Origin of the sequence: Pseudomonas sp. NFACC46-3 (genome assembly GCF_900114515.1) — a bacterium.
GTDB lineage: Bacteria > Pseudomonadota > Gammaproteobacteria > Pseudomonadales > Pseudomonadaceae > Aquipseudomonas > Aquipseudomonas fluorescens_Q.
This window is the reverse complement of sequence record NZ_FOTH01000027.1, coordinates 42,578-69,433: the sequence shown is the minus strand read 5'-3', so window position 1 is coordinate 69,433 and position 26,856 is coordinate 42,578. Positions and strand designations below refer to the sequence as shown.

At 60.7% G+C, this 26,856-nt stretch carries 22 protein-coding genes; 16 read left to right on the top strand and 6 right to left on the bottom strand.

What is annotated here, in order from left to right:
- Window positions 1-110: 110 nt before the first annotated feature.
- The 5 genes from BM300_RS22980 (at window position 111) to BM300_RS22960 (ending at window position 5,332) form a co-directional block, all read left to right on the top strand.
- Window positions 111-767, top strand: a complete 657-nt coding sequence (locus BM300_RS22980; protein WP_063324517.1) for an alpha/beta hydrolase — start codon at window positions 111-113, stop codon at window positions 765-767.
- 97 nt (window positions 768-864) lie between these two features.
- Window positions 865-2,340, top strand: coding sequence for an ATP-dependent RNA helicase RhlB (gene rhlB / locus BM300_RS22975; protein ID WP_063324516.1), 1,476 nt, complete (start codon window positions 865-867; stop codon window positions 2,338-2,340).
- A gap of 137 nt (window positions 2,341-2,477) precedes the next feature.
- A complete protein-coding gene (locus tag BM300_RS22970; protein WP_092464130.1) occupies window positions 2,478-3,428 on the top strand; it encodes an ornithine cyclodeaminase family protein in 951 nt (316 codons plus the stop codon).
- A 60-nt stretch (window positions 3,429-3,488) separates the two neighbouring features.
- On the top strand, window positions 3,489-4,616 hold the full coding sequence (locus BM300_RS22965) for an NAD(P)/FAD-dependent oxidoreductase (RefSeq protein WP_092345969.1): 1,128 nt from the start codon (window positions 3,489-3,491) through the stop codon (window positions 4,614-4,616).
- Between the two features lie 89 nt (window positions 4,617-4,705).
- A complete protein-coding gene (locus tag BM300_RS22960) occupies window positions 4,706-5,332 on the top strand; it encodes a helix-turn-helix transcriptional regulator (protein WP_063324515.1) in 627 nt (208 codons plus the stop codon).
- A 100-nt stretch (window positions 5,333-5,432) separates the two neighbouring features.
- On the opposite strand, the gene BM300_RS22955 is transcribed toward BM300_RS22960, so the two are convergent.
- The 6 genes from BM300_RS22955 to BM300_RS22930 all read right to left on the bottom strand — a co-directional run bounded on the left by BM300_RS22955 (window position 5,433) and on the right by BM300_RS22930 (window position 10,662).
- Window positions 5,433-6,209 (bottom strand): ABC transporter substrate-binding protein, encoded by a 777-nt coding sequence (locus tag BM300_RS22955; RefSeq protein ID WP_092345971.1) that lies wholly within the window; start codon window positions 6,207-6,209, stop codon window positions 5,433-5,435.
- Window positions 6,210-6,463: 254 nt separating this feature from the next.
- Window positions 6,464-6,916 (bottom strand): molybdopterin synthase catalytic subunit MoaE, encoded by a 453-nt coding sequence (moaE, locus tag BM300_RS22950; RefSeq protein WP_092464128.1) that lies wholly within the window; start codon window positions 6,914-6,916, stop codon window positions 6,464-6,466.
- 3 nt (window positions 6,917-6,919) lie between these two features.
- Window positions 6,920-7,162, bottom strand: a complete 243-nt coding sequence (moaD, locus tag BM300_RS22945; RefSeq protein ID WP_053189805.1) for a molybdopterin converting factor subunit 1 — start codon at window positions 7,160-7,162, stop codon at window positions 6,920-6,922.
- Window positions 7,159-7,632 carry a cyclic pyranopterin monophosphate synthase MoaC gene (gene moaC / locus BM300_RS22940; protein ID WP_092146858.1) on the bottom strand — a complete coding sequence of 158 codons (474 nt, stop codon included), beginning with the start codon at window positions 7,630-7,632 and terminating at the stop codon, window positions 7,159-7,161. Before moaC ends, moaD begins: the two co-directional genes overlap by 4 nt.
- A 168-nt stretch (window positions 7,633-7,800) precedes the next feature.
- Window positions 7,801-9,195 (bottom strand): PhoH family protein, encoded by a 1,395-nt coding sequence (locus BM300_RS22935; RefSeq protein WP_063324511.1) that lies wholly within the window; start codon window positions 9,193-9,195, stop codon window positions 7,801-7,803.
- Window positions 9,196-9,531: 336 nt separating this feature from the next.
- A complete protein-coding gene (locus BM300_RS22930; RefSeq protein WP_092146856.1) occupies window positions 9,532-10,662 on the bottom strand; it encodes a polysaccharide deacetylase family protein in 1,131 nt (376 codons plus the stop codon).
- A gap of 310 nt (window positions 10,663-10,972) precedes the next feature.
- Between BM300_RS22930 and yaaA the strand changes: the two genes are divergently transcribed.
- From yaaA to BM300_RS22870, 11 genes are all read left to right on the top strand, one after another.
- Window positions 10,973-11,752 carry a peroxide stress protein YaaA gene (gene yaaA, locus BM300_RS22920; RefSeq protein WP_092464126.1) on the top strand — a complete coding sequence of 260 codons (780 nt, stop codon included), beginning with the start codon at window positions 10,973-10,975 and terminating at the stop codon, window positions 11,750-11,752.
- Window positions 11,753-12,562: 810 nt separating this feature from the next.
- Window positions 12,563-13,879, top strand: a complete 1,317-nt coding sequence (locus BM300_RS22915) for a nucleotide sugar dehydrogenase (RefSeq protein WP_063324509.1) — start codon at window positions 12,563-12,565, stop codon at window positions 13,877-13,879.
- 100 nt (window positions 13,880-13,979) lie between these two features.
- Window positions 13,980-15,461 carry a mannuronan synthase gene (gene alg8, locus BM300_RS22910; RefSeq protein ID WP_371856190.1) on the top strand — a complete coding sequence of 494 codons (1,482 nt, stop codon included), beginning with the start codon at window positions 13,980-13,982 and terminating at the stop codon, window positions 15,459-15,461.
- A 35-nt stretch (window positions 15,462-15,496) separates the two neighbouring features.
- Complete coding sequence (locus tag BM300_RS22905) at window positions 15,497-16,666, top strand: alginate biosynthesis protein Alg44 (protein WP_063324507.1); 1,170 nt, start codon at window positions 15,497-15,499, stop codon at window positions 16,664-16,666.
- A gap of 15 nt (window positions 16,667-16,681) precedes the next feature.
- On the top strand, window positions 16,682-18,166 hold the full coding sequence (gene algK / locus BM300_RS22900; RefSeq protein WP_092146852.1) for an alginate biosynthesis TPR repeat lipoprotein AlgK: 1,485 nt from the start codon (window positions 16,682-16,684) through the stop codon (window positions 18,164-18,166).
- Window positions 18,167-18,171: 5 nt separating this feature from the next.
- Window positions 18,172-19,662 (top strand): alginate export family protein, encoded by a 1,491-nt coding sequence (locus BM300_RS22895; protein WP_063325227.1) that lies wholly within the window; start codon window positions 18,172-18,174, stop codon window positions 19,660-19,662.
- Window positions 19,663-19,688: 26 nt separating this feature from the next.
- Window positions 19,689-21,278 carry a mannuronan 5-epimerase AlgG gene (gene algG / locus BM300_RS22890; RefSeq protein WP_092146964.1) on the top strand — a complete coding sequence of 530 codons (1,590 nt, stop codon included), beginning with the start codon at window positions 19,689-19,691 and terminating at the stop codon, window positions 21,276-21,278.
- A gap of 11 nt (window positions 21,279-21,289) precedes the next feature.
- Complete coding sequence (locus tag BM300_RS22885) at window positions 21,290-22,738, top strand: alginate O-acetyltransferase (protein ID WP_092146850.1); 1,449 nt, start codon at window positions 21,290-21,292, stop codon at window positions 22,736-22,738.
- A gap of 11 nt (window positions 22,739-22,749) precedes the next feature.
- Complete coding sequence (locus tag BM300_RS22880; RefSeq protein WP_092464125.1) at window positions 22,750-23,886, top strand: mannuronate-specific alginate lyase; 1,137 nt, start codon at window positions 22,750-22,752, stop codon at window positions 23,884-23,886.
- 209 nt (window positions 23,887-24,095) lie between these two features.
- Window positions 24,096-25,661, top strand: a complete 1,566-nt coding sequence (locus tag BM300_RS22875; protein ID WP_063324503.1) for an MBOAT family O-acyltransferase — start codon at window positions 24,096-24,098, stop codon at window positions 25,659-25,661.
- Between the two features lie 11 nt (window positions 25,662-25,672).
- Window positions 25,673-26,848, top strand: a complete 1,176-nt coding sequence (locus tag BM300_RS22870; RefSeq protein ID WP_092223674.1) for an alginate O-acetyltransferase — start codon at window positions 25,673-25,675, stop codon at window positions 26,846-26,848.
- Window positions 26,849-26,856 lie beyond the last annotated feature (8 nt).

The following is a 26,856-nucleotide window of genomic DNA, read 5'->3' as shown; positions in this document are numbered from 1 at the left end:
ACGTCAAGACAAAAACTTTCAACTTTGCGACATCTAATTAACTGAGACACCGGACACGCACTGTAATCACGCACTGATTGGGCGCGCCCGCACAGATTTGGAGCACAACCATGACCGACCCCCTGATTCTCGAGCCCAGCAGCACTGCCGACGCGTGCGTTATCTGGCTTCACGGCCTGGGCGCCGATCGTTTTGATTTCCTGCCAGTCGCCGAAATGTTGCAGCAAAGTTTGCTTACCACACGTTTCGTTCTGCCCCAGGCACCGACCCAACCAGTAACGATCAACGGCGGCTATGAGATGCCCAGTTGGTACGACATCCGCGCCTTGAGCCCCGCCCGGGCCATTGACGAACAGCAGCTCGAAGCTTCGGCACAACGGGTCATCGACCTGATCGAAACCCAGCGAGCCAGCGGAATAGACGCCTCGCGGATTTTCCTGGCGGGTTTCTCCCAAGGCGGCGCGGTGGTCTATCACACGGCATTCGTGAAATGGCAGGGCCCGCTGGGCGGCGTGGTCGCGCTGTCTACTTATGCCCCGACTTTCAGCGATGAGCTGCAATTGTCGGCCAGCCAGCAACGCATTCCGGTCCTGGCGCTGCACGGGCAATACGACGAAGTGGTACTCAACCCCATGGGGCGGACCGCGAAAGAGTATTTAAAGCAGCATGGTGTCACCGTGACATGGCAAGAATACCCAATGGGCCACGAAGTGTTACCCGAGGAGATTCGCGACATCGGTACCTGGCTGGCCGAGCGGTTGCGCTAAGAGGCCGATCGCCACTCCGTCCTTTGACGATCACACTACGCCGCGCCCGTTTCTTGCATTACACTGGCCGGCGTACATTCCTTAACCAATCGATGAGATGACCGTGCTCAAAGCACTCAAGAAGATGTTCGGTAAAAGCGAGGCCGAGCAACTCGCGCCTGGCTCCACTGCGCCGACCCACGGCCCGAGCCGCACCGATGCGCAACAACCGCACCGCACCGCACCTGTTGCAGGCGTGACAAAAGAGCCGATGACACCGCCAACCGCACAGCCTGTCACCGCCCCGGCAGCGGAAAAACCACGCAACGAAGCCCCCAAGCCACGCCGCGAACGCGCACCGAAACCGCCGGTCGTCGCCTGGAAGCTCGAGGATTTCGTCGTAGAACCCCAGGAAGGCAAGACCCGCTTCCACGATTTCAAGCTCGCCCCGGAACTGATGCATGCCATCCAGGACCTGGGTTTCCCCTATTGCACGCCGATCCAGGCGCAAGTGCTCGGTTACACCCTCGCTGGCAAAGACGCCATCGGTCGCGCCCAGACCGGCACCGGCAAGACGGCCGCGTTCCTGATTTCCATCATCACCCAGCTGCTCCAGACCCCACCGCCCAAGGAACGCTACATGGGCGAACCGCGGGCACTGATCATCGCGCCGACCCGCGAGCTGGTGGTGCAGATCGCCAAGGACGCCGCCGACCTGACCAAGTACACCGGCCTGAACGTCATGACGTTCGTGGGCGGCATGGATTTCGACAAGCAGCTCAAGCACCTCGAAGCCCGTCACTGCGACATCCTGGTCGCCACGCCGGGCCGCCTGCTGGACTTCAACCAGCGCGGCGACGTGCACCTGGACATGGTCGAAGTGATGGTGCTGGACGAAGCCGACCGCATGCTCGACATGGGCTTCATCCCGCAAGTGCGGCAGATCATTCGCCAGACTCCACCGAAAAGCGAACGCCAGACCCTGCTGTTCTCCGCCACCTTCACCGAGGACGTGATGAACCTGGCCAAGCAGTGGACCACCGACCCGGCCATCGTCGAGATCGAAGCCGAGAACGTCGCCAGCGAAAACGTCGAACAACATATCTACGCAGTCGCCGGTGCCGACAAGTACAAGCTGCTCTACAACCTGGTCAACGACAACGGTTGGGAGCGCGTGATGGTGTTCGCCAACCGCAAGGACGAAGTGCGACGCATCGAAGAACGCCTGGTGCGCGATGGCGTCAACGCGGCCCAGCTCTCGGGCGACGTGCCCCAGCACAAGCGCATCAAGACCCTCGAAGGCTTCCGCGAAGGCAAGATCCGCGTACTGGTCGCCACTGACGTGGCCGGTCGCGGCATCCACATCGACGGCATCAGCCACGTGATCAACTTCACCCTGCCGGAAGTGCCGGACGACTACGTGCACCGCATCGGCCGTACCGGTCGTGCCGGGGCGGCCGGGGTTTCGATCAGCTTCGCTGGCGAAGATGACTCCTACCAGTTGCCGTCGATCGAAGCGTTGCTGGGCCGCAAGATCAGTTGCGAAATGCCCCCGACCCACCTGTTACGTCCGGTCGAGCGCAAGCGCCCTTAGCATCGAGACGGACGCAGAGCGTAGGAACGATCAGCGCAGCCAAGACAGGCTGCGCTTTTTTTTGCCTCGGGATATTGCTCGATTAAACTAAAAGTCCATAATGGACAAATTAGTTTACCTGAGCATCCAGAGCCCCCATGTCCAGCACGCCCTATGTGATGACCCAAGCCCAGGCACGAGAACTGCTCGGGCAAATCGACGTGCCGCACATCCTGCGCAAGCTGTTCCGCGATCTTGCCGCCGGACAGGCGGTGCAGCCACCCCAGCAACTGGTGGTGTTTCCCCAGGGCGCCGGGGACTTCATCAACTACCTGGGGGTGCTGGCTGAAGACCAGGTCTACGGGATCAAGACCTCGCCCTACATCGTGCGCGAGCAAGGCCCGCTGGTGACTGCCTGGACCTTGTTGATGTCGATGCAGACCGGCCAGCCGCTGCTGCTGTGCGATGCCGCCGAGTTGACCACCGCTCGCACCGCTGCCACCACGGCTGTTGCCGTCGATGCCCTCGCCCCGCACAACGCCCGGCGCCTGGTGGTCATTGGCAGCGGCCCCGTGGCGCGGGCACACGTGCAATACGTCAAGGGCCTGCGGGACTGGCAAGCGATCAGCCTCTATTCGCCAGGCCTGAAGACCAAATCGGCACAAGAACTTGCCTCCATCACCGACCTGGACCCTCGCCTGCATATCGCCGACAGCCTTGAAGCGGCGCTGCACGACGCCGACGTGGTGATGCTCTGCACCTCGTCCGCCAAAGCGGTACTCGACCCGCAGACCCTGGGCAAACCGGCGCTGATCACCTCGATCAGTACCAACGCTCCGCGGGCCCATGAAGTCCCCCCTCAAAGCCTCAACGACATGGACGTGTTCTGCGACTATCGTCAGACCACCCCAGGCTCGGCCGGTGAAATGCTGATCGCCGGTGAACAGCATGGCTGGCAGGCGTCGAGGATCATCGGCGATTTGCCTGAATTGCTCAGCGAACAGGTGGCGCGTCCCGACTACCAACGCCACGTGTTCTTCCGCTCCATCGGTCTGGGGCTGGAGGATGTTGCACTGGCGAATGCCCTTTACCGATTGCACCACCACTGACACAACTCGATTCCCACAGGTTCCGCGAACGCCCGGCAATGTGCTCCACAGGAGAGCTTCATGACCTCAGCAGACTTCATCATCATCGGCGGCGGCATTGCCGGTGCATCCACCGGTTACTGGCTTGCCCCCCACGGCCGTGTGATTGTGCTCGAGCGCGAATCCCATCCGGCCTATCACTCCACCGGACGCTCGGCGGCACTGTATACCGCCGCCTACGGCACCCCTCAGGTGCGAGCGCTGACCCAGGCCAGCCGGGATTTTTTCGACGCCCCGCCGGCCGGTTTCTGCGAACACCCCTTGCTGACCCCTCGGGGCGAAATGACGGTGGATTTCACCGGTGACCCGGCCGAGTTGAACAACCAGTACCTCAGCGCCAAGGCCACGGTGCCGCAGATGCAACTGCTCAGCGCCGACGAGGCCTGTGCAAGGCTGCCGATCCTGCGACGGGACAAGGTCCACGGAGCGATCTACGACCCCACGGCCTGCGACATCGACACCGATGCGCTGCACCAGGGCTACTTGCGCGGTATTCGTCGCAATGGCGGTGAAGTGCACACCGACAGCGAAGTGCAGCAATTGAGCCGCGATGATCAGGGGCTGTGGCAAGTGAACACCGCCAACCAGACGTTCACAGCACCGGTCCTGATCAATGCAGCCGGCGCATGGGCCGATCACATTGCCCAGATGTCCGGCGCCCGGAAGCTGGGGTTGCAACCCAAGCGGCGTGCAGCATTCATTTTTGCCGGGCCCGAGGGCGTGGACATCCACGACTGGCCGATGCTGGTGAGCCTGGACGAATCCTTCTATATGAAGCCCGACGCTGGCATGTTCCTCGGCTCGCCGGCCAACGCCGACCCGGTGGAACCTCACGACGTGCAGCCGGAAGAGCTGGACATCGCCATGGGCATCTACCAGATCGAAGAAGCCACCACCCTGACCATCCGCCGCCCGACCCGCACCTGGGCCGGCTTGCGCAGTTTCGTACACGATGGGGACCTGCTGTCCGGCTTCGATCCACAGGTGCCCGGACTGTACTGGGTCGCGGCCCAGGGTGGCTACGGCATCCAGACGTCGCCGGCCATGGGCCAGGCCAGCGCGGCGCTGGTGCGTGGCGAACCGCTACCCGAGGCCCTGGCCCGTTTCGGCCTGAGCATCGCCATGCTGTCACCCGAACGACTGGGCTGAACCACCTTGAGGTGACGCATCGCCGCGATTGCGGCACACTCCCCCGCGCCCCTGTTTCACGGGGCGCTGACGCTGCCTGGAGCCCTGTCATGACTGCTTCGCCACCCGATCCGGCGCTGGAAAACTTCCGCACCATCGCCGACGCTATCGCCACGCTGTTCTACCCCCACGCCGAAGTGGTGCTGCACGACCTGCGCACCCAAAAAGTCGATTACATCGCCAATAACCTGTCCAAGCGTGAAATTGGCGATGACTCGTCCCTGGAAGACATGCTCAGCGAGGATGTCAGCGAACGTAATATCGGGCCCTACGAGAAGCTGAACTGGGACGGACAGAAGATTCGCAGCCTCAGCAGCGTACTGCGTAACGCCGACGGACATCCGCTGGCGGTGCTGTGCATCAACCTGAATATTTCGCTGTTCGAGAACGCCAAGGCCGCGCTGGATCTGTTCCTGTCGCCAAGCAAGTTGATCCCCCAGCCAGACTCACTGTTTCGCGATGACTGGCAGGAGCGGATCAACACCTTCCTGCATGCCTGGATGCGCGAGCGTCAATTGAGCCTGAACCTGCTGACTCGCGACCACAAACGCGAGCTGGTGCTGGCGCTGCATGCCGAAGGCGCGTTCAAGGGCAAGAGCGCGTCCAACTACGTGGCCAACGTGCTGAATATGGGGCGGGCGACGGTGTACAAGCATTTGAAGGAGTTGAAGGGCTGAAATCTGCTTTGCCAGGTCTGCCGCCATCGCGAGCAAGCGCCCACACTGGATCTTTGTACCCAGGCCCTGTGGGAGCGAGCTTGCTCGCGATGGCGGTCAATCAGTCGCCGTAGATATCCGACTTGAAATACTTGCCCTGGATCTTCTGATACTCCCCATTGGCGCGAATCCCATCGATGGCCTTGTTCAAATCCGCCACCAGTTGGGTATTGCCCTTGCGCACCGCGATACCGGCACCTTCGCCGACGTATTTCGGGTCCTTGAGCTCGGGGCCGACAAAGGCGTAACCCTTGCCACGGGGCATCGACAGGAAGTCTTCCAGGGGGATGGTGTCGGCAAAAATCGCGTCGAGGCGACCGGACGCCAGGTCCATGTAGATTTCTTCGTTGTTGCCATAGCGCTTGACGACCACACCCTTGGGCTCGAGGACTTCAGTGGCGTAGCGGTCAGTGGTGGTGGCCCGCTGCACACCGACGGTCTTGCCCTTGAGGCTGACGTACTGGTCATCGACCACCGCCCCTTCCTTCATGACCAGGCGCGACGAGGTGAAGTAGTACTTGTGGGTGAAATCCACCGACTTCTTGCGCTCTTCGGTGATGGTCATGGACGACAGCGCCAGGTCGATCTTCTTCACCTTGAGCGCCGGAATCAGCCCGTCGAACTCACCTTCGATCCACTCGCACTTGACCTGCATCTGCGCGCACAGGGCATTGCCGATGTCGTAGTCGAACCCCACGATCTTCCCTTCCGAGGTCTTGGAAGCAAAAGGCGGGTACGCCGCCTCGATGCCGATGCGCAAGGTTTTCTCAGCGGCGAACAGGCTGCTGGAGGCCAACAGGCTCAAGGCCAGGCCAGTGATGAGGGGGAGTTTCTTCATGATCGATCTCTCGCGGGTTGTTGTTGGTTTGGCAGAGAAAGGTGGGGCGATGACTTTTATGTACTTATAAATCCATACTGGACTTTTATGTACAAAGCGTCAATTGGGGAAACAGGGGAAAGTGATGGGAGGCTGCCGGCCTCATCGCGAGCAAGCTCGCGCCCACAAAGGACCTGTGTACAACGAAGATCCAGTGTTGGACCGAGCTTGCTCGCGATGGCGGGCTCGTGGCTTGCGAAAAAACGACGGGGGGTTTACTGCTTCCAGCGATCCGCTGCCGCATGATCACTGTCCCGCCCTTCAACCCAGCGCGGGCCGTCGACAGTGTTTTCCTTCTTCCAGAACGGCGCTCGGGTCTTGAGGTAGTCCATGACAAAGGCGCAGGCGTCGAATGCCGCCTGGCGATGGGCACTGGCGGCCCCGACGAAGACGATCGGCTCGCCCGGTTCCAGGGCGCCGATACGGTGCAGCACCTCCAGCTTGAGCAACGGCCAGCGCTGCTCGGCCTCGCTGGCGATCTTGCCCAGGGCTTTCTCGGTCATGCCTGGATAATGCTCCAGGAACATCCCGGACACATCGAGGCCGTCATTGAAGTCGCGCACGTAGCCGACAAAACTCACCACCGCCCCCACGCCGACATTGGCCGCATGCATCGCGTTGACTTCGTCCCCTGCGTCGAACGGTGCGACCTGCACACGAATCGCCATGGTTCAGCCTCCGGTCACGGTGGGGAAAAACGCCACTTCGTCGCCGTCCGCCAGCGGTTCGTCGAGCTGGCACAGGTCTTCATTGCGCGCGCACATCAGGTTTTGTTCCTTCAGCACCTCGGCCCCGTCACGCTGGGCAAGCAGCACGCGCACATCGTCGACCGTGGCGAAATCGCCTTCCACCTTTACCGAGTCCACACCCAGCGCTTCACGGTAACGGGCAAAGAACTTCACGTTGATTTTCATGACGCATCCGCCTGGAAATGGCCGCTCTTGCCGCCGAGTTTTTCCAGCACCCGCACGCCTTCGATGGTCATGCCACGGTCGACGGCCTTGCACATGTCGTAGATGGTCAGTGCAGCGACGCTGGCGGCGGTGAGGGCCTCCATTTCCACGCCGGTCTGCCCCGACAGTTTGCAACGGGCGACGATGCGTACCCGGTCCTCGCCTTCGGCCGTGAGCTCGACCTTGACGCTGGTGAGCAACAGCGGGTGGCAGAGCGGAATCAGGTCACTGGTTTTCTTGGCCGCCTGGATGCCGGCAATGCGTGCGACGGCGAACACATCGCCTTTGGGGTGACCGCCGCTGACGATCATCTGCAGCGTGTCGGGCAACATGCGCACAAAGGCTTCGGCCGTGGCTTCACGGAACGTCACGGCCTTGTCGGTCACGTCGACCATGTTGGCGCGACCTTGGGAATCGAGATGAGTCAGCACAGGGTTACTCCTGATCGGGAGTGTCGATTGTAAACCCGTAAGTCAGAAACCGGCAGGGTCGATTGTCGCACCCCACTTGGGTCTTGGAGTCGAAAGTCAGCGCTACCACAGTTTTTTTTGTACAGCATAAAAACCGGGCGGCTAGAAGGCCGCCCGGTTTGGCTGGGGTTACAGGTGGGATTCGGCGTATTCGGCCAGGATCGAGCGCGGTACGCCCTGCAGGGTGATGTGCACCCCGTTGGGGAAGTCCTTGAAGCGTTCCGTCAGGTAGGTCAGCCCGGAGCTGGTCGCGGACAGATAAGGGGTATCGATCTGCGCCAGGTTACCCAGGCACACCACTTTGGAACCGGCACCGGCACGGGTAATGATGGTTTTCATCTGGTGCGGGGTCAGGTTCTGGCATTCGTCGATCAGGATCAGGCTCTGCTGGAAGCTGCGGCCTCGAATGTAGTTGAGGGATTTGAACTGTAACGGCACTTTGCTGAGGATGTAGTCGACGCTGCCATGGGTGCTTTCGTCATCCATGTGCAAGGCTTCGAGGTTGTCGGTGATGGCGCCGAGCCAAGGTTCCATTTTTTCCGCTTCGGTACCGGGCAGGAAGCCGATTTCCTGGTCCAGGCCCTGCACGCTGCGGGTGGCGATGATGCGCCGGTAGCGTTTGCTGACCATGGTCTGCTCGATGGCAGCGGCCAGGGCCAGGATGGTCTTGCCGGAACCGGCGGCGCCGGACAGGTTGACCAGGTGGATATCCGGGTCGAGCAAGGCGAACAGCGCCAGGCTCTGGTAGATGTCTCGGGGCTTGAGGCCCCAGGCTTCCTGGTGTAGCAAAGGCTCTTGGTGCAGGTCGAGGATCAGCAGCTTGTCGACCTGGATTTCCTTGATCCAGCCGACGAAGCCTTGTTCGTCGATGATGAACTCGTTGATGTGCACGGCCGGCAGGTTGTCGATCAGTTGCACCTGGTGCCAGGTGCGGCCGTGGTCCTGGCGGGTCTCGACCTTGCTCACACGGTCCCAGAAGGAGCCGGTCATGGTGTGGTAGCCATTGGGCAACAGCGAGACGTCGTCGACCAACTGGTCGGTGCTGTAGTCCTCCGCCGCAATCCCGCAGGCGCGGGCCTTGAGGCGCATGTTGATGTCTTTGGTCACCAGCACCACGGCCTGGTCCTTGGTGCGCGCGTGCAAATCGATCAACTGGTTGATGATGATGTTGTCGTTCAGGTGTTCTGGCAGCACCAGGTTGGGTTCGGTGCGCTTGCTCATCAGGATCGAAAGCAGGCCCTTGGGACCACTTTTACCACGCTGGATCGGCACGCCGAGCTCAACGTCCTCCGGAGAGGCGTCACCCAGGGTCTTGTCGATCAGGCGGATCGCCTGCCGGCATTCGGCCGCAACGCTGTGGTGTCCGCTCTTGAGTTTGTCCAACTCCTCAAGCACGGTCATCGGGATGGCAACGTGGTGTTCTTCGAAGTTCAGCAGGGCGTTTGGATCGTGGATCAATACGTTGGTATCGAGTACATAGAGGATTGGCTGGTTGGAGGAAGGGCTACGTCCGTGGTCATCCATACTCGGTCACCTATGTGGGGGCCATTCGACGCAATACCGTGACAGTGCTGCGCCTCGAGGTAGCCACCGAATTCACCCGCGACGATTCAGGTGAACTGCACACAATCTGGGTCTTGGAAGACGCCACCTGTGTTGCAGGTTTCGGCGGTCTGTCTTCTTGATACTCCAAAAACCATGACAGGAAAAAGCACTTTGACGCTTTTTTGAAGTTTATTTTTCAGAGTGACGAATAACCCTTGGCGTTGCGCCATTGCGCCGTTAAAGTCGGAAGTCCGGTTGTCATGAATGTGCGCCGGTTTTTCCTCTTCCCCCAATGTTTCCGGGCCTTTTCAGGTTTCAGCGAAACGCTTCCTGGCAATCCGCCCAACCGATCCCGCTTTGCGCCGTCTGCGTCATCAACCAGGGCATCGCCGTTTTCACCCCATCCTGCTTGGCATTGAAAGTGATCACCCCGTGGCGCCACAGCAGCATCAGGGTCAGCACACGCTGGGCACTTTGCTCAGGCTTGAGTCGATTGTTGCTGTCCTGGGGATCGATGTCCCACAGCGCCACTTGCAAGCCCTGCTGCTCAAAGAACGCTTGTGCATCGCCACGACGCTGGCCTTGGGGCGGACGAAACAGCGGCACATAATTTTCGGGCAGCTTGCCCTTGACCAGCTCGACACTGCGCCGGACCGAGTCTTGCCAGTCCTGCCAATAACTGTGGGAGCGGAACTCCCAGCCCTGCACGCCCACGCATTGTCTCGAATACAACGCCTGGAGATGGTTGACCGAGCCCTCTTGCAACCGCGCCTGGATGTCCTTGCCCAGCACGAAGAAGGTGCCATTGACGTTCGCCTTGCGCAGGTATTCGGTTAGCCACGCAGTGTTGTCCGGCACCACGTTGGCGGCGCTGTCGAAGGTCAGCAGGAACAGGCGGTCGTTCATGTCTTCGCCGTTGCGTTCGTAATCGCCGAAACGTTCGATTTCGCTGCTGGTTTGCGGAAAAAGCGCGGCTTTACGCAGCAGTTCGTCGCGGTATTGGGTATGAAAGATCTGACTCGGCGCGGCCCACTTGATGTAGTAGGAATCGTCATCCAGATGAAACCTGCGCGCTTCTTCGCGCAGGGTCGCCATGTCCTCGACCAGGTAACAGAAGGAAGCGTCCTGATCGCAACTGCGTTGGGCAAAGTTGTAGCTGGCCAACAACCGCTGCCACAGCCGGGCGCGAAGCGCATCGATCGCAACCATGTTGACCGAGCGCAGCCCCAAGTACTGCTTGAGTGCGATCTCGTCCATGGCATCGACGTCCAGCAGGACCCGGGCGAACATCAGGATCTCGGCCCGCGAGGCCACGTCGAACAGCGTCGGGCTGGTGAGTTGTTCCGGCCAGGTGCTGCGGTCCAGGGTCGCGACATCATTGGGCGCGGGCGCGGCAATGGCACCCAGGCTCAACAGCCAGGCCGATAACACAAGAGCGATACGCAAAAGGGATGTCTCCATAACGAAACCCGCGCGGCATCATAGCCGATCTTGATGCAATACCCGCCGGCGAACGCCTCATGGCAAAGCGGCTTCTGCGGTTGGAGGATTTTGTGGTGGAAGTGCTTTTTGTGGCGAGGGAGCTTGCTCCCGCTGGGCTGCGAAGCGGCCCCCAAAATTTTGCGGTCGCTGCGCAACCGAGCGGGAGCAAGCTCCCTCGCCACAAAAGCATCACCACCGATCACCTATCACCCCAATAGCTGGAGTCCACCCGGACAACCCCCTAGAATCGCCGCACCCTCAAGGAGACGATTTCATGCTGATGGTGATTTCCCCCGCCAAGACCCTCGATTACGAAACACCGCCGGCCACCGAGCGTTTTACCCAGCCACAGTACCTGGATCATTCCCAGGAACTGATCGAGCAACTGCGCGAACTCTCCCCGGCACAGATCAGCGAGCTGATGCATGTCTCCGACAAGATCGGCGGCCTCAATGCCGCGCGATTCGGCAGTTGGACACCGGCGTTCACTCCGGCCAATGCCAAGCAGGCGCTGCTGGCCTTCAAGGGCGACGTGTATACGGGCCTCGATGCGCAAAGCTTTGGTGACACCGACTTCGACTACGCCCAGCAACACCTGCGCATGCTCTCTGGCCTCTATGGCCTGCTGCGGCCACTGGACCTGATGCAACCCTATCGCCTGGAAATGGGCACGAAGCTGGCCAATGCCCGGGGCAAGGATCTTTATGCTTTCTGGGGCACACGCATCAGTGAATGGCTGAACGAAGCCCTCGCCGACCAGGGCGACGACGTTCTGCTGAACCTGGCTTCCAATGAATACTTCTCGGCGGTCAAGCGCAGCGCACTGAAAGCGCGCGTCATCGATACCGAATTCCGCGACCTGAAAAATGGCCAGTACAAAATCATCAGCTTCTACGCCAAGAAAGCCCGGGGCCTGATGAGTCGTTTCGTGATTCAGGAACGGATCAGCGACCCTGCGGCACTCAGCCAGTTCGATGTACAGGGCTACCGCTTCAACGCCCAACAATCGAGCCGGGACAAACTGGTTTTCCTGCGCGATCACGCCCCCGAATAAGGCATGACCCTATACCGCCCCCTGATCGGGGGCTTCGATCATCTGCCTATTTGTCATCTTAGTTCATCGCCCACTTCGCCAGTTTCATGGCGCCAATAAATCGCCCCACTCCTGCGCTAACTTTTCTTTCACTCGACACTCGTCAGTTTTTTGCGTAGTGGCACCGATTTTTTTCATCGGTAGTGGCACAAAACTATCTACCCCTCCTAACTCCCCATTAATAAAGGGCAAAACGGCAAGTGCCATCATATTGAGGCCAGTGCCATCTTCGATAATATTTCGAAAAATTTCGAAAATCGCGATGAGCGGATCGGAACTATGTCAAATTGCATGGCTCATACCATCCGTAACGATTCTCGGCGAGCGTGTACGAGATAACTTACAAAGGACGTCGAACGGATTAACCAAGTTGTCACGACAACTTAGCGAAACGGTCGTCTAATTGGATCCACCCTTAAAGGATGGGAGATAAAGCACCATTACTATCCCCTACAAGGCCAAGGCTGCGCCCCTATAACGTGCTCACCCGAGCACACAAACTTTTGATTTTGTGGGCTTTTTGCCAGGGATCGGAAGTGAAGGACCTTTGCACGAGCGTTCCCGATAACGAGGACTGGCTGCATAACAGGGCAGGTCATAACAACTAGGCCACATTGCGCACAACTTGAGTGCATTTATTTAGACACTCGGAACTTAGTATGCCTGCACACGGCATTGTGGCGCCTGCATTCCACACTTCCGAGTGCACTATGACCGCTGAACACTATTAACTCCGGCCATTTAATGGCGTGAAAAACAGAGGGAAATGCGATGCGCATTAGCATATTTGGTTTGGGTTACGTCGGTGCAGTATGTGCCGGTTGCCTGTCTGCACGGGGCCATGATGTAGTTGGCGTGGATGTCGCCAAAGACAAAATCGACATGATCAACGCCGGTAAATCGCCGATCGTTGAACCTGGTCTTGGTGAGCTATTGGCGCAAGGCATTCAAACTGGTCGACTGCGCGGCACGACCAACTTCGCCGAAGCGATTCGCGATACTGACCTGTCGATGATCTGCGTCGGTACACCGAGCAAAAAGAACGGCGACCTGGAACTGAACTACATCGAAGCGGTGTGCCGCGAGATTGGTTTTGTCCTGCGTGACAAGACCACCCGCCACACTATCGTAGTTCGCAGCACCGTATTGCCGGGCACAGTGGCAAACGTTGTGATCCCAATCCTGGAAGACTGCTCCGGCAAGAAAGCCGGCGTCGATTTCGGTGTCGCGGTCAACCCTGAATTCCTGCGTGAAAGCACCGCGATCAAGGACTACGACCAGCCGCCGATGACCGTTATCGGTGAGTTCGACACCGCCTCCGGTGACGTTCTGCAGTCGCTGTACGAAGAGCTCGATGCGCCGATCATCCGCAAGGACATCGCCGTCGCCGAGATGATCAAGTACACCTGCAACGTGTGGCACGCCACCAAGGTGACCTTCGCCAACGAGATCGGCAACATCGCCAAGGCTGTCGGCGTCGATGGCCGTGAAGTGATGGATGTGGTCTGCCAGGACAAGACCCTGAACCTGTCCCAGTACTACATGCGCCCAGGCTTCGCCTTCGGCGGCTCCTGCCTGCCCAAGGACGTTCGCGCCCTGACCTACCGTGCCGGTTCCCTGGACGTGGAAGCGCCGCTGCTCAACTCGCTGATGCGCAGCAACGAATCCCAGGTGCAGAACGCCTTCGACATCGTTTCCAGCCACGACAAGCGCAAAGTCGCCCTGCTGGGCCTGAGCTTCAAGGCCGGTACCGACGACCTGCGAGAAAGCCCACTGGTAGAACTGGCGGAAATGCTGATCGGCAAGGGCTTCGACCTGAAGATCTACGACAGCAACGTCGAATACGCCCGCGTCCACGGTGCGAACAAGGATTACATCGAGTCGAAGATCCCTCACGTCTCGTCCTTGCTCAACTCCGACTTCGACTCGGTGATCGACAGCTCCGACATCATCATCCTGGGCAACCGCGACGAGAAGTTCCGCGCGCTGACCGAGAACGTACCGGAAGGCAAGCAGGTCATCGACCTGGTCGGCTTCATGTCCAAGGCCACCAACCCGAGTGGCCGGACCGAAGGCATCTGCTGGTAAGTCTGTTTGCCGGCCGGGGCATGCTCCGGCCGGCCTTTCGCCTGCCTTAACCCATCGGGCCGCCCACAAGGCCCGCCCGAGATAGAGACGGATGCAGATTATGCACAGGCTAAAGCACGGCCTGCTTCAGGCCGCCGGTTGGCTGTTTTACTTGAGTTTATTGATGGGCATCGCCATGGCGCTGCCCACGTCCACGTTCGACTCCGAATCCAAGGACTTCATCTTCCTGATCGGCGCCGTGGGCATCTGGCGTTACTCCATGGGAGCAACGCATTTCGTGCGCGGCATGATCTTCCTGTACATCGTCTACCCGCACCTGCGCCGCAAGGTACGCAAGCTGGGCAAGGCGGCGGATCCGTCCCATGTGTACCTGATGGTCACCAGCTTCCGGATCGATGCGCTGACCACCGCCCAGGTGTACGGCTCGGTGATTCGCGAGGCCATCGAATGCGGGCTGCCCACCACCGTGGTCTGCTCCATCGTGGAAATGTCCGACGAACTGCTGGTCAAGAGCCTCTGGGCCCGCATGAACCCGCCAGCGCGGGTCAAGCTGGACTTCGTGCGTATCCCTGGCACCGGCAAGCGCGACGGCCTGGCCTACGGTTTCCGCGCCATCTCCCGCCACTTGCCGGATGACCGCGCCGTCGTAGCGGTGATCGATGGCGACACCGTGCTCGCCGAAGGCGTCGTGCGCAAGACCGTGCCGTGGTTCCAGCTGTTCGGCAACGTCGGCGGCCTGACCACCAACGAGTTCTGCGAAGTGCGCGGCGGCTACATCATGAGCGAATGGCACAAGCTGCGTTTCGCCCAGCGGCACATCAACATGTGTTCCATGGCCTTGTCCAAGCGCGTGCTGACCATGACCGGCCGCATGTCGGTGTTCCGCGCCACCGTGGTCACCAACCCGGACTTCATCGCCGACGTGGAAAGCGACTCGCTGCAACACTGGCGCCTGGGTCGCTTCAAGTTCCTGACCGGCGATGACAAGTCGAGCTGGTTCAGCCTGATGCGCCTGGGCTACGACACGTTCTATGTGCCCGATGCGGCGATCAACACCGTTGAACACCCGCCGGAGAAGAGCTTCATCAAGGCCAGCCGCAAATTGATGTTCCGCTGGTACGGCAACAACCTGCGGCAGAACTCCCGGGCACTGGGCCTGGGTCTGCGCCGTCTGGGCCTGTTCACCTCGGTGGTGCTGCTCGACCAGCGTGTGTCGATGTGGACGTCGCTGCTGGGCCTGACCGTGGCACTGATCGCCAGCTTCAAGTACGGCACCGCGTTCATCCTGGTGTACCTGCTGTGGATCGGCATCACCCGGTTGCTGCTGACCCTGTTGCTGTCGTGCTCCGGACACAAGATCGGCCCTGCCTACCCGGCGATTCTCTATTACAACCAGATCGTCGGTGCCCTGGTGAAGATCTATGTGTTCTTCCGCCTCGACCAGCAGTCCTGGACCCGCCAGCCCACCTCACTGACCCGTGATCTCGCCAGCTTTCAACGTTGGTTCAACACTTGGTCGTCTCGGACCATGACCTTCTCCGCCGGCAGCATCTTTGTCGCCGTGCTGCTGACGATGGTCTGACCGGACTTGAATGAATTAACTAGGAAATCGCCCCTATGAACACCGCCGTGAATGTCAACGTAGTGCATGAATCCGAAGCCCAGCGCCAACACGCCCGGGTCAAAATCCCGGCCAAGCTGCGCTTCTTCGGCCCTGACCGTACGCCGATGGAAGTCAAGGTCCTGGACTTGTCCGCCGGCGGCCTGAGCTTCAACGCCGGCCAGATGCCCCTCAAGACCGGGGAGTCCTACAAAGGTCGCCTGCAGTTCGTCATCGACAACCTTGGCCTGGCCATGGACGTGGAGTTGCAGATCCGTTCCTACGACCGCCAGACCGGCCGCACCGGTTGCCAGTTCCAGAACCTGGAGCCGCGGGACATCTCAACACTGCGTCACATCATCACCTCGCACCTGGCCGGCGACATCGTCGGTGTCGGTGACGTGCTGGCGACCCTGCAGCGCGACAACTTCACCAAGGCCCGCAAGCAGAAAGACGAAAACGGCGGCATGAGTGCCATGGGGCGCCTACGCGCCGTGACCTTCAGCCTGGGGGTCTTCGCCGTTGGCCTGGCGGCGTTCGGTTTCATCTTCAAGTCGGTGTACGGCATGTACTTTGTCAGCCACGCCCAGGCCGGCCTGGTGAACGTGCCGGGCATGGCCATTACCATGCCGCGCGACGGCACCGTGCAGAGCCTGGTCAAGGCCGACGGCGTGGCTGCCAAAGGCGCCCCGCTGGCGACCTTCAGCACCAGCATGCTCGACGTGCTCAAAGGTCACCTGGACGACAACCAGTTGCAGCCGGCCAAGGTCGAGGAGCTGTTCGGCAAGCAAATGACTGGCACCCTGACGTCGCCGTGCGACTGCATCGTGTCCCAGCAACTGGTCGCCAACGGCCAGTACGCCAGCAAGGGTGACGTGATCTTCCAACTGGTCCCACGGGGCACCGAAGCCAACGTCGAAGCCCGTTTCTCCTATCGCCAGTTCGGCGACGTGCGCCCAGGTACGCCAGTCAACTTCCAGGTCGCCGGAGAAGACACCACCCGTACCGGCAAGATCGTCAGCAGCACCAGCCTGAAAAGTGCCGACCTGTCCTCCGATATCCGTGTGCTGATCCAACCTGACGAACCCCTGGACAGCTCGCTGGCCGGCCGGCCGGTAGAAGTCACCAGCGACCGTGGTCCGAACCTGAACTGGCTGATCGACAAAGCCATGGCCGTCGGTATTTAAGTCGAGGATATGCCCGTGACCATTATAAAAATCCTGAACACCCCACAGGCTCTGTGGGAGCGAGCTTGCTCGCGAAAGGATCAACGCGGTCAGGATGCTATGCCGCAAACTCGTTCCCACATGGGAACACTGTGTGCCCTGGCACTGGCCGTCAGCCTGGCCGGTTGTGCCGGCCTGCCCGACCAGCGCCTGGCCAACGAAGCCCTCAAGCGCGGCGACACGGCGCTGGCGCAGCAGAACTATCAGCAACTGGCAGACCTGGGCTACAGCGAAGCCCAGGTCGGCCTGGCCGATATCCAGGTGGACAGCCGCGACCCCGAGCAGATGAGAAAAGCCGAGGCGACTTACCGCGCCGCCGCCGATATCTCGCCACGGGCCCAGGCTCGCCTGGGTCGCCTGCTGGTGGCCAAGCCCGGTTCCACTGAAGCGGAAAAACACGAAGCCGAAGGCCTGTTGAAGAAAGCTTTCGCCAACGGGGAAGGCAACACCCTGATCCCGCTGGCGATGCTGTACCTGCAATATCCCCACAGCTTCCCGAACGTCAACGCCCAGCAGCAGATCAGCCAATGGCGCAGCGCCGGCTACCCGGAAGCGGGCCTGGCGCAGATTCTGCTCTACCGCACCCAGGGCACCTACGACCAGCACCTGGATGAAGTCGAGAAGGTCTGCAAGGCCGCGCTGGCGACCACGGACATCTGCTACGTCGAACTCGCCACGGTCTATCAGAAACGCGGCCAGCCGGAACAGCAGGCCGCATTGCTCAAGCAGATGCAGGACGGTCACGCCCGTGGCGTCGTATCCGCCCAGCGCGTGGACAGCGTCGCCCGTGTCCTGGCCGACGCCAGCCTGGGCAAGACCGATGAAAAGACCGCCCAGTCGTTGCTCGAAGGCATCGCTCCTGGCTACCCCGCTGCCTGGGTCAGCCTGGCGCAACTGCTCTACGACTTCCCGGAACTGGGTGACGTCGACAAGATGATGCAATACCTGGAAAACGGCCGCGCCGCCGACCAGCCTCGTGCCGAGCTGTTGCTGGGCAAGCTGTACTACGAAGGCAAGTGGGTTCCGGCCGATGCCAAGGCCGCCGAGGCGCATTTCCAGAACGCCGTTGGCCGCGAAGTGGCTGCCGATTACTACCTCGGCCAGATCTATCGCCGCGGTTATCTGGGCCAGGTGTACTCGCAAAAAGCCCTGGACCACCTGCTCAAGGCCGCCCGCAACGGCCAGAACAGCGCCGACTTCGCCATTGCCCAGCTGTTCTCCCAGGGCAAGGGCACCAAGCCCAACCCGGTCAACGCGTATGTGTTCAGCCAGTTGGCCAAGGCGCAGAACACCCCGCAAGCCATCGAGCTTGCCCAAACCCTCGAAGCACAATTACCGCCGGAACAACTTGCACAAGCCCAACGCCTGCTACAACAAGAGCAGGCCATTCGCGGCGCAATGAGCCCCGATACGCTGGAACTGCAAGCCCTAAAAGAAGATGACGGCGAGGAACCTCTATGAAGCTTTTGAAGCTCAACCCTTTTGTGCAGGCTGGTATTGGCCTGTCGTTTGCCCTGCTGTGGTCCTGTCCGACCCTGGCGGCACTGACCGATAGCAAGAATTTCGGCCTGGAAGTGAAGATCACCGGGCAGTCCGAAGATGACCGTGATCTCGGCACCCAGAGCGGTGGCGACGTCAACGGTGTCGGCCTGGACCTGCGTCCATGGGTCTACGGTGAAAGTGAAAGCGGCGCCTGGAGCGCCTACGCCATGGCCCAGGCCGTGACGTCCAGCGACATCATCGAGACCGACACCCTGCAACAGTCCGATGGCAGCACCCAGCAAACCGACAGCGGTGACCGCGAAGCCAAGAAAAGCTACCTGGCCATGCGCGAGTTCTGGATTGGCTACCGTGGCCTGACCCCCTACCCGGGCGAGCAGTTGAAGTTCGGTCGCCAGCGCCTGCGCAACGACGACGGCCAATGGCGCGACACCAACATCGAAGCCCTGAACTGGACCTTCGACACCACCTTACTGCGGGCCAACCTCGGCGTGGCCGAACGGTTCAGCGAATACCGCACCGACCTCAAGGAATTGTCCCCCAAGGACAAGGACCGCATGCACGTCTACGGCGACGTGGGTTACCAGTGGATGCCAGGCCAATGGGCCGGTATCCGTGCCCACCACTCCCATGACAACGGCAGCCTCGACTACCCGACCCCGGGCGAGCCCACCGATACCCTGGACAAGACCGAGAACGGTGACTTGACCTGGCTCGGCCTGGAAGCCAACAGCGACGCCTACAACTGGCGCAACACCAACACCGTCAACTACTGGGCGAGCCTCACGGGCATGACCGGTGACCGCGACACCGTCAACCCGCTCAATGCCGACGGCACCCGCCCGACAGAAGCCAAGCACAGCGATGATGTGGACGGCTGGGCCACTGACCTGGGTATCCGCCTGCGCCTTGACCCGCAATGGCAAGTCGGTGCGGCCTATGCTCGCGCCAGCGAGGACTACGAACAGAACGGCCTGCAAAGCAACCGTTCGAACTTCACCGGCACCCGTTCGCGCGTCCACCGTTTCGGCGAAGCATTCCGTGGCGAAATGGCCAACACCCAGAGCGCCAGCCTGTTCGGTTCCTGGCAACTGCGTGACGAATACGACGCCAGCCTTGTGTATCACAAGTTCTGGCGCGTGGACGGCAACAAGCCAGTGGGCAGCAACGGTATCAATGCCGTGGAAAACAACACCGACGACGTGACCGGCGCAATCCTGTCCACCTCGACCCTGCCGCTGCGTGATGGCGACAAGGACCTGGGCCAGGAAGTCGATCTGGTCGTCACCAAGTACTTCAAGCAAGGCCTGCTGCCGGCCGCGCTGAGTCAGTCAATTGATGAGCCGTCGGCGCTGGTGCGCTTTCGTGGCGGCGTGTTCAAGCCAGGCGACGCCTACGGCAAAGAGGTCGATTCGTACATGCATCGCGCCTTTGTCGACGTGATCTGGCGCTTCTGATGCGAATGGCCATGGGAGTGCCCGAAATGAACCGCTACCTCAGGAACAGCCAGGCGATGAAAGGTTCGATCAGCCTGTTGGTCGCAGCGATGCTGCTGGCCGGCTCGCCGGCGTTCGCCAACGTTGAACCGGTGGTCAAGCCGGGCAACGTGGCCAAGGAACTGCAACGAGCCAAGACCTATACCGTCAGCAGCGCGCCGACCGCACCGCTGGAACTGGCCAAGCCGACCTTGCCCGACCTCAAAGGCTATACCGCCGAAGCGGTCGCGGCCAAGATCGTGCGCACCAAGCCCGGCAAGGTCAGCGTGCGCCGGATGATGCAGGAAAACGCCTTGAAGGACTTCATCGGCGGCGACAACAAGATGGCCGAGTGGGTCGTGCGTCAGCACGGTATCCCACAGGCCATCTTCCTCGACGATGGCTACATGAACCTCAAGGACCTGGCCAAGAAACAGCCCAAGTACCTCATCGAAACTTCGCCAGGTGTCTACCTGGCGAAGATTCCGATCGTGGTTGGCCAGAAAGGCATCCTGGAAATCGACAAACAGACCCAGGAACTGCGCCTGTCCCAAGAGGGCGGCTCATTCCTGGTCAACGATGGCCAGATGTTCATCCGCGACACCAAGGTCACCGGCTGGCGCGAAAAGGACAATGGCCCCGCCACGTTTCGCTCGCCCAAGGAATTCCGTCCGTTCCTGCTGTCGTGGGGCGGTACCGAGACCTACATCGTCAACACCAAGATGGCCAGCTTCGGCTACGCCAACAGTAAGTCGTACGGGGTGAGTATTTCCCAGTACACGCCGAACATGGCCAAGGTCCTCAAGCGCCCGGAACCGACCGGCTGGATCATCGGTTCCGAGTTCTCGGACATGTGGTACGGCTTCTACTGCTACGAGACCCGCGACTTTGTCATCAAGGGCAATACCTACAAAGACAACATCGTCTACGGCATCGACCCCCACGACCGTTCTCATCGGCTGATCATCGCCGACAACACCGTCTACGGGACCAAGAAGAAGCACGGGATCATTATTTCCCGTGAGGTCAACGACAGCTTCATTTTCAACAATCGCAGCTACGACAACAAACTCTCGGGCCTGGTGATCGACCGTAACAGCGTCAACAACCTGATCGCCTACAACGAGATCTACAAGAACCACACAGACGGCATCACGCTTTACGAGAGTGGTGACAACCTGCTGTGGGGCAACAAAGTGATCAGCAACCGCCGCCACGGCATCCGGGTTCGTAACAGCGTGAACATTCGCCTCTACGAAAACGTATCCATGGCCAACGGCCTGACCGGTCTCTACGGTCACATCAAGGACCTGTCCGACACCGACCGGGACATCAAGCTCGACCCGTTCGACGCCGAGGTCTCGCTGATCGTGGTCGGCGGCGAACTGGCTGCCAACGGCAGCGGTCCGCTGTCCATCGACTCGCCGTTGAGCGTCGAGCTGTACCGCGTGTCCATGCTCGCGCCGACCAAATCCAGCGGCATCAGCTTCACGGGAATCCTTGGCGAGCGCCAGGATGAAATTCTCGACCTGCTGGTGCGCCAGCAGAAAGCCGTGCTGATCGACCCTGTCGAACGCCAGACCGAAATGCGGGACTGAGGATGACCTTTATGAACCCACAGATGATCAAACTCCTGGGCCTGTCTGCCCTGACTGCCGGCATTCTCGCCGCTGCAAGCGGCGCCCGCGCCGATGAAATCAAGGCCCCGAGCTTCACTGCCGAGCCCTGCTGCAACCTGTGCCCGGCGGCCCATGATGCGAAGAACTACACCACGCGCTACCAGCAGAACTTCACCACGCTGGTACAAGCCCAGGGTGACTGGCTGTTCCGGACCCAGGAAGACCTGCGTACCGAATTCAACACCACCCCGGCCGGCTACAAGCGCCTGCAGCAGTTGCACGATGCGTTCAAGGCAAAAGGCGTCGAGTTGGTGCTCGTCTACCAGCCGACCCGGGGCCTGGTGAACCGCAACAAGCTCAACCCACAGGAAAAGGCCGCTTTCGACTATGAGAAAGCCCTGACCAACTACAAATCCATGCTCGGGCGTTTCGCCCAGATGGGTTACGTGGTGCCGGACCTGTCGCCGCTGACCAACGAAAACCTGCCCGAAACCCTGCCGGCCCACGATTTCTATTTCCGTGGCGACCAGCACTGGACACCTTACGGCGCCCAGCGCACCGCCAAGATCGTCGCCGAGAAGGTCAAGCAGCTCCCGGCCTTCGCCGACATCCCCAAGCGTGAGTTCGAGACCAAGAAGTCCGGCCGCATGGGCAAGACCGGCACCCTGCACAACATGGCCGGGCAGCTGTGCGGCACCAGCTATGCGATCCAGTACATGGACCAATTCACCACCGAGCCCAAGGGCGAGGCGGGTGACGGCGATCTGTTCGGCGATTCCGGGAACCCGCAGATCACCCTGGTGGGCACCAGTCACAGCGGCAAGAACTACAACTTCGCCGGCTTCCTTGAAGAAGCCATCGGCGCCGACATCCTCAACGTAGCCTTCCCCGGCGGCGGTTTCGAGGGCGCGATGATCCAGTACCTGGGCAGCGAAGAGTTCCAGAAGAACCCGCCGAAAATCCTCATCTGGGAATTCTCGCCGCTGTATCGCCTGGACCAGGAAACCATCTATCGCCAGATGATGGCGCTGCTGGACAACAACGGTTGCGAAGGCAAGCCGGCATTGATGAGCAGCAAGACCGCGCTCAAGCCGGGCAAGAACGAATTGATGGTCAATAGCAAGAACATGGATCTGCGTAACGGCAGCCACCAGGTCGACATCCGCTTCGCCGACACCTCGGTGAAAACCTTGCAAGCCACCCTCTGGTACATGAATGGGCGCCACGAGGATATCAAGATCGAAAAACCGGATACCTCCGAAACCGACGGACGTTTCGCCTTCCAGCTGCGCACCGACGAGGACTGGGCTTCGCAAAACCTTCTGGCTGTCGAAGTCCAGGGACCTGAAGCCGGTAAAGAGCCGCAGCAGATCGAAGCGAAAATCTGTAAACGCAACGCATCTCCGCAAGCCGAACAAACGGCTCAAATCGGACAATGAGGTCTCGTCTCATGACCAGTACCACGCGCACCCGAACGTTGAAAACGCTGCTGGCGCCCTCCCTGCTGACCCTGGCAATGTTCGCCGGGGCCACGCAGGCCGCGGCCCCGCTGCGCCCGCCACAGGGTTACTTCGCGCCGATCGAAAAGGTCAAGGCCGGCGAAGCGGCCCAAGGCTGCGACGCCACGCCGACGCCCTACACTGGCTCCCTGCAATTTCGCAGCAAGTACGAGGGCTCCGACAAGGCCCGTGCGACCCTGAACGTGCAGTCGGAAAAAGCCTTCCGCGACAGCACCGCCGACATCACCAAGATCGAGCGTGGCGTCAGCAAACAAGTGATGCAATTCATGCGTGACGGCCGTCCCGAACAATTGGAATGCACCCTCAACTGGCTGACCGCGTGGGCCCAGGCCGATGCGCTGATGTCCAAGGACTTCAACCACACTGGCAAGTCCATGCGCAAATGGGCGCTGGGCAGCATGGCTTCGGCCTATGTGCGCCTGAAGTTCTCCGAGTCCCGCCCACTGGCCAATCACCAGGAGCAGGCGCAACTGATCGAAAGCTGGTTCAGCCGGATGGCCGACCAGGTCGTCAGCGACTGGGACAACCTGCCGCTGGACAAGACCAACAACCACTCCTACTGGGCCGCCTGGTCGGTGATGGCCACCTCCGTGGCAACCAACCGCCGCGACCTGTTCGATTGGGCCGTCAAGGAATACAAGGTCGGCGTCAACCAGATCGATGCCGACGGTTTCCTGCCCAACGAACTCAAGCGCAAGCAACGCGCCCTGTCCTACCACAACTATGCCCTGCCGCCGTTGGCGATGATCGCCAGTTTCGCCCAGGTCAACGGTGTGGACCTGCGCCAGGAAAACAACGGCGCCCTCAAGCGACTGGGTGACCGGGTGCTGGCCGGGGTGGAAGACCCGGACATCTTCGAAGAGAAGAACGGCGACAAACAGGACATGAAGGACCTGAAGGTCGATTCGAAATTCGCCTGGCTCGAACCGTTCTGCAGCCTCTACACCTGCAGCGAGGATGTGCTGGAACGCAAGCATGAGATGCAACCGTTCAAGACCTTCCGCCTCGGCGGTGACTTGACCCGGGTGTACGACCCTTCGCGGGAGAAAGGTGAAAAAGGAAGCTGATTCACAACACATTTCCTGTGGCGAGGGAGCTTGCTCCCGCTGGGGTGCGTAGCGCCCCAAGCCTGACGATGCGACTGCTTCGCAGCCGAGCGGGAGCAAGCTCCCTCGCCACAGGTAAGTGTCGGAAATGTAATCAACCACCCGGTTTTCATGGGGGGGTTTGGGGGGGCTCTGGCCCTTGACTGTTGATTCAACATGGAGAGATCGGGATGGTATTTTCATCCAATGTGTTCCTGTTTCTGTTCTTGCCGATCTTTCTCGGCTTGTACTACTTGAGCGGGCAACGCTATCGCAACCTGCTGCTGCTGATCGCCAGCTACGTGTTCTATGCCTGGTGGCGGGTGGACTTCCTGGCGCTGTTCGCCGGCGTCACCTTGTGGAACTACTGGATCGGCCTGAAAGTCGGTGCCGCCGGTGTGCGGACCAAACCGGCCCAACGCTGGCTGTTGCTCGGCGTGGGCGTGGATTTGGCCATCCTGGGCTACTTCAAGTACGCCAACTTCGGCGTGGACAGCCTCAACGCAATCATCACCAGCTTTGGCCTCAACCCGTTCATCCTGACCCATGTGCTGTTGCCGATCGGGATCTCGTTCTACATCTTCGAGTCCATCAGCTACATCATCGACGTCTATCGCGGTGACACGCCGGCGACCCGCAACCTGATCGACTTCGCAGCGTTCGTGGCGATTTTCCCGCACCTGATCGCCGGCCCTGTGTTGCGTTTCCGCGACCTGGCCGACCAGTTCAACAACCGTACCCACACGCTGGACAAGTTCTCCGAAGGCTGCACCCGCTTCATGCAAGGCTTCATCAAGAAAGTGTTCATCGCCGACACCCTGGCGGTGGTGGCCGACCATTGCTTCGCCTTGCAGAACCCGACCACGGGCGATGCCTGGCTCGGCGCCCTGGCCTACACCGCGCAGCTGTACTTCGACTTCTCCGGCTACAGCGACATGGCCATCGGCCTGGGCCTGATGATGGGTTTCCGTTTCATGGAAAACTTCAAGCAGCCCTACATCAGCCAGTCGATCACCGAGTTCTGGCGCCGCTGGCACATCAGCCTGTCCACCTGGCTGCGCGACTACCTCTACATCACCTTGGGCGGTAACCGCAAAGGCACGCTGATGACCTATCGCAACCTGTTCCTGACCATGCTGCTCGGTGGTCTGTGGCACGGCGCGAACATCACCTACGTGATCTGGGGTGCCTGGCACGGCATGTGGCTGGCCATCGAGAAAGCGGTGGGCATCAACACCACGCCACGCAGCATCAACCCGATCCGCTGGGCGCTGACCTTCCTGCTGGTGGTGATGGGCTGGGTGATCTTCCGGGCCGAGAACCTGCACGTGGCCGGTCGCATGTACGCTGCCATGTTCAGCTTCGGCGACTGGTCGCTGTCGGAACTGACCCGCGCCAACCTCACCGGCCTGCAGATCGCCACGCTGGTGGTGGCCTACATCACCCTCGCCTTCTTCGGCCTGCGGGACTTCTACACCAACCGTCCGCCGGTCAAGACCAAGCCTGAGGTCAATACCGAGGCCAACGGCCCGGCCACCGCACAACCGGGGATGATCAAGGCCGTACCGGGTGACAACCCATCGACGATCCATGAGCCGGGCTACACCGTGGGTGTCGAAGCCCAAGTGCAACCGGCCTACTGGACCGTGGACTGGTCGCGCTACGTGATGCGCGCCCTGGTGCTGCTGCTGTTCATCGCTTCGATTCTCAAACTCTCGGCGCAAAGCTTCTCGCCGTTCCTTTACTTCCAGTTCTGAGGGATCTGAACATGACCCGCTCATTACGCATCTTTTACATCGCACTGTTCATGCTGATCCTGACAGCGCTGGGCCTGTGGTCGATGCGCAGCTTCTTCGGCTTCAGCACCAACCCCGACGCCACCGTGCTCAACGGGCGCTGGGCCAAGGCCGTGGAAACGCACTACGACGACGAGTTCCCGATCAAGCGCCTGGGCACCAACATCTGGGCGGCGCTGGACTACAAGCTGTTCAATGAAGGCCGCAAGGGCGTGGTCCTGGGCCGTGACCAGTGGCTGTACAGCGACGAAGAGTTCAACCCGATCGTCAACGAAGAGCTGAACCTGCAAGGCAACTACGCGCTGGTCGAAGGCGTGCGCCAGAAGCTCAAGGAACAAGGCATCACCCTGGTCATGGCGATCCTGCCGGCCAAGGCGCGGCTGTACCCCGAGCACCTGGGTGACGTGAAGCCATCGAGCATTCACGCCAATCTCTACCAGGATTTCCATGCTCGCGTGGCGGCCGACAAGATCCTCGCGCCTGACCTGCTCGGCCCGCTGCAACAGGCCAAGCAAGGCGGCCAGCAAGTGTTCCTGCGCACCGACACCCACTGGACCCCGGAAGGTGCCCAGGTCGCTGCCGAGAACCTGGCCAAGGCCATCGCGGAGAAGGCGCCGCTCAATGGCGAACCACAGCGCTTCGTCACTGAGCCTGCGGAAAAAATCACCCACAAGGGCGACCTGCGCCAGTTCCTGCCCCTGGACCCGCTGTTCGAAAACCTGATGCCCGCCCAGGAGCCGCTGGTCAAGCGCAACACCCGCGAAGCCGACGACCAGCCAGCCGGCGACGACGCGCTGTTCGCCGACGCCCAGGTGCCCGTGGCCCTGATCGGCACGAGCTACAGCGCCAACCCCAACTGGAACTTCGTCGGTGCACTCAAGCAAGCCCTGCACAGCGACGTCATCAACTACGCCGAGGACGGCCATGGCCCGATCCTGCCGATGCTCAGCTACCTCAAGAGTGATGCCTTCAAGAACAGCCCGCCACAGGTGCTGATCTGGGAGTTCCCTGAACGTTATCTGCCCGTGAACAACGAAATCGGCGACGCCGACCCACAGTGGGTCGCAGAGCTCAAGCAAGCCGGCGCGCGCCAACAGAACGTAGCCGCCAACACCCCATCCGAGACGCCCGACCGGGCGCAAAACTGAAAGAGAGG

Coding starts and splice junctions, on each gene's coding strand:
- BM300_RS22955 (WP_092345971.1), bottom strand. CDS start 6,209: ATGAAGAAACTCCCCCTCATCACTGGCCTGGCCTTGAGCCTGTTGGCC.
- BM300_RS22880 (WP_092464125.1), top strand. CDS start 22,750: ATGACCAGTACCACGCGCACCCGAACGTTGAAAACGCTGCTGGCGCCC.
- moaD (WP_053189805.1), bottom strand. CDS start 7,162: ATGAAAATCAACGTGAAGTTCTTTGCCCGTTACCGTGAAGCGCTGGGT.
- moaE (WP_092464128.1), bottom strand. CDS start 6,916: ATGGCGATTCGTGTGCAGGTCGCACCGTTCGACGCAGGGGACGAAGTC.
- BM300_RS22935 (WP_063324511.1), bottom strand. CDS start 9,195: ATGGATGACCACGGACGTAGCCCTTCCTCCAACCAGCCAATCCTCTAT.
- BM300_RS22915 (WP_063324509.1), top strand. CDS start 12,563: ATGCGCATTAGCATATTTGGTTTGGGTTACGTCGGTGCAGTATGTGCC.
- BM300_RS22965 (WP_092345969.1), top strand. CDS start 3,489: ATGACCTCAGCAGACTTCATCATCATCGGCGGCGGCATTGCCGGTGCA.
- BM300_RS22885 (WP_092146850.1), top strand. CDS start 21,290: ATGAACCCACAGATGATCAAACTCCTGGGCCTGTCTGCCCTGACTGCC.
- BM300_RS22905 (WP_063324507.1), top strand. CDS start 15,497: ATGAACACCGCCGTGAATGTCAACGTAGTGCATGAATCCGAAGCCCAG.
- rhlB (WP_063324516.1), top strand. CDS start 865: ATGACCGTGCTCAAAGCACTCAAGAAGATGTTCGGTAAAAGCGAGGCC.
- BM300_RS22960 (WP_063324515.1), top strand. CDS start 4,706: ATGACTGCTTCGCCACCCGATCCGGCGCTGGAAAACTTCCGCACCATC.
- BM300_RS22980 (WP_063324517.1), top strand. CDS start 111: ATGACCGACCCCCTGATTCTCGAGCCCAGCAGCACTGCCGACGCGTGC.
- BM300_RS22875 (WP_063324503.1), top strand. CDS start 24,096: ATGGTATTTTCATCCAATGTGTTCCTGTTTCTGTTCTTGCCGATCTTT.
- algG (WP_092146964.1), top strand. CDS start 19,689: ATGAACCGCTACCTCAGGAACAGCCAGGCGATGAAAGGTTCGATCAGC.
- alg8 (WP_371856190.1), top strand. CDS start 13,980: ATGCACAGGCTAAAGCACGGCCTGCTTCAGGCCGCCGGTTGGCTGTTT.
- BM300_RS22970 (WP_092464130.1), top strand. CDS start 2,478: ATGTCCAGCACGCCCTATGTGATGACCCAAGCCCAGGCACGAGAACTG.
- BM300_RS22870 (WP_092223674.1), top strand. CDS start 25,673: ATGACCCGCTCATTACGCATCTTTTACATCGCACTGTTCATGCTGATC.
- yaaA (WP_092464126.1), top strand. CDS start 10,973: ATGCTGATGGTGATTTCCCCCGCCAAGACCCTCGATTACGAAACACCG.